The sequence below is a fragment of the Pseudomonas sp. NPDC087639 genome (genome assembly GCF_044743385.1).
Classification (GTDB): Bacteria; Pseudomonadota; Gammaproteobacteria; order Pseudomonadales; family Pseudomonadaceae; genus Aquipseudomonas.
In genome coordinates this window covers 1-2,138 of record NZ_JBIUWI010000168.1, presented here as the reverse complement: position 1 = coordinate 2,138, position 2,138 = coordinate 1, and the positions used below count along the sequence as shown (strand labels likewise).

Here is a 2,138-nt window from a genome sequence, read left to right as displayed (position 1 = left end):
AGGTTGCTCGCAGCCTCTAACTCGCGCACTTCAAGGGCCACGTCGAGCCGCCGCATGCAGATGCGCGCCACGGCGTCAGGACTCTAAACGCAACGCCCGGTCTGGCTTTTGTCAGGCCGGGCGTTTGCCGCTTTCAGACCTTGCGGGTTTCACCGTGGGGCAGTAACAGGTAACAAGTCATGGCAAAAGAATACAGCCGTACCCAACGTATCGGCGATCAGATGCAGCGTGAGCTGGCCCAGCTGATCCGTCGTGAAGTCAAAGATCCGCGCGTCGGCCTGGTCACCATTACCGCTGTGGAAGTCAGCCGTGACGTCGGTCACGCAAAGATTTTCATCACCGTAATGGGGCAGGACAATGCTGAAGATATCGCGCAAAGCATCAAGGTCCTGAATGCCGCCGCGGGTTTCCTGCGTATGCAACTGGCCCGCGAAATGAAGCTGCGAAGCGTGCCGCAATTGCACTTCCACTACGACGAATCCGTCGTGCGGGGTGCGCACCTGTCGGCCCTGATCGAGCGTGCCGTTGCTGAAGACAATCAGCACCCGGCAGTTGCTGAACCTGAAGACACCAAGGAGTAATTCGGTGGCTCAGGTCAAACGTATCCGTCGTAACGTCAGCGGTATCATTCTGCTCGACAAGCCGCTGGGGTTCACCTCCAACGCCGCGTTGCAGAAGGTTCGCTGGCTGCTCAACGCCGAGAAGGCCGGGCACACCGGCAGTCTCGATCCACTGGCCAGCGGTGTGTTGCCGTTGTGCTTCGGCGAAGCGACCAAGTTTTCGCAATACCTGCTCGATTCCGACAAGGCTTATGAAACCCTGGCGCAACTGGGCAAGACCACCACCACGGCGGATGCCGAAGGTGAGGTTTTGCAGGAACGCCCGGTGACCGTTGGTCGCGCCGATGTCGAGGCTGTCTTGCCGAAATTTCGCGGCCAAATCAGTCAGATACCGCCGATGTACTCCGCGCTCAAGCGTGATGGCCAGCCGCTGTACAAGCTGGCCCGTGCAGGCGAAATAGTGGAGCGCGAACCGCGTTCTGTTACTATTGCGCGCTTGGAATTACTGGCCTTCGAAGGCGATACTGCGCGACTTGCGGTGGATTGCAGCAAGGGCACCTATATTCGCACCCTCGTGGAGGATATCGGTGAGCAACTCGGTTGTGGTGCGTACGTCGCAGAATTGCGCCGTACCCAGGCCGGGCCTTTCACCTTGGCGCAGACCGTGACCCTCGAAGAGCTCGAAGCGGTACATGCCGAAGGCGGCAACGAAGCGGTCGACCGCTTCCTGATGCCATCGGACAGCGGCCTGCAGGATTGGCCGCTGTTGCACTTCTCGGAAGCGAGCGCGTTCTACTGGCTCAACGGCCAGCCGGTACGTGCCCCGGATGCTCCGAAGTTCGGCATGGTGCGGGTACAGGATCACAATGGTCGCTTCATCGGTATCGGTGAAGTGAGCGAAGACGGGCGTATCGCGCCACGTCGCTTGATTCGGTCAGAATGACCGGAACCGGCCTGTGTAACAGCAGGTCGGCGAGTGTGGCTGTTAACAGGCACGGTCACGACTCATTTATAGATACAGGGATTTGTCCCTGGCCTGTTGAAGCTGTTTCCCTGAAACAGTTTCCTGATAAAAGGATTGCCTCATGGCTCTCGACGTTCAAGAAAAAGCTCAAATCGTTGCTGACTACCAGCAAGCTGTTGGTGACACTGGTTCGCCAGAAGTGCAAGTTGCACTGCTGACCCACAACATCAACCAACTGCAAGGTCACTTCAAGGCCTACGGTAAAGATCACCACTCCCGTCGTGGTCTGATCCGCATGGTAAACCAGCGCCGTAAGCTGCTGGACTACCTGAAAGGCAAGGATCTGGGTCGTTACCAGACTCTGATCGGTCGCCTGGGTCTGCGTCGCTAATCAGCGATTGCGCTATGAGGTTGGTTGTCTGTCAGGCGTCAGCGGTTTACCGCTGGCGCCTTGCAGGCTCCCAGCCTCAAGTTTTATCTGGATACACGTTTTACCCTGGACAGGCGTTGGGCCGATTCCCGACATTGCCCAAGAATTTCGCAAGAAACCAGTTCCCCCAAGAGCCACAAAGAAGGTAGGACACCGTGAACCCGGTAATCAAAAAATTCCAGTT

Annotated in this window: 3 protein-coding genes; all 3 read left to right on the top strand. The window is 57.6% G+C overall.

Going from position 1 to position 2,138, the window contains the following annotated elements:
• Window positions 1-179 precede the first annotated feature (179 nt).
• The 3 genes from rbfA (at window position 180) to rpsO (ending at window position 1,915) form a co-directional block, all read left to right on the top strand.
• Window positions 180-581 carry a 30S ribosome-binding factor RbfA gene (gene rbfA / locus ACIOVB_RS27575; protein ID WP_095191053.1) on the top strand — a complete coding sequence of 134 codons (402 nt, stop codon included), beginning with the start codon at window positions 180-182 and terminating at the stop codon, window positions 579-581.
• A 4-nt stretch (window positions 582-585) separates the two neighbouring features.
• Window positions 586-1,503, top strand: coding sequence for a tRNA pseudouridine(55) synthase TruB (gene truB / locus ACIOVB_RS27570; protein ID WP_401272282.1), 918 nt, complete (start codon window positions 586-588; stop codon window positions 1,501-1,503).
• A 142-nt stretch (window positions 1,504-1,645) separates the two neighbouring features.
• A complete protein-coding gene (gene rpsO / locus ACIOVB_RS27565; protein WP_401272281.1) occupies window positions 1,646-1,915 on the top strand; it encodes a 30S ribosomal protein S15 in 270 nt (89 codons plus the stop codon).
• Window positions 1,916-2,138: the final 223 nt, after the last annotated feature.

What these genes read in the sequence shown, in the direction of transcription:
- rbfA (WP_095191053.1), top strand. Translation starts at nt 180, where the DNA reads ATGGCAAAAGAATACAGCCGTACCCAACGTATCGGCGATCAGATGCAG.
- rpsO (WP_401272281.1), top strand. Translation starts at nt 1,646, where the DNA reads ATGGCTCTCGACGTTCAAGAAAAAGCTCAAATCGTTGCTGACTACCAG.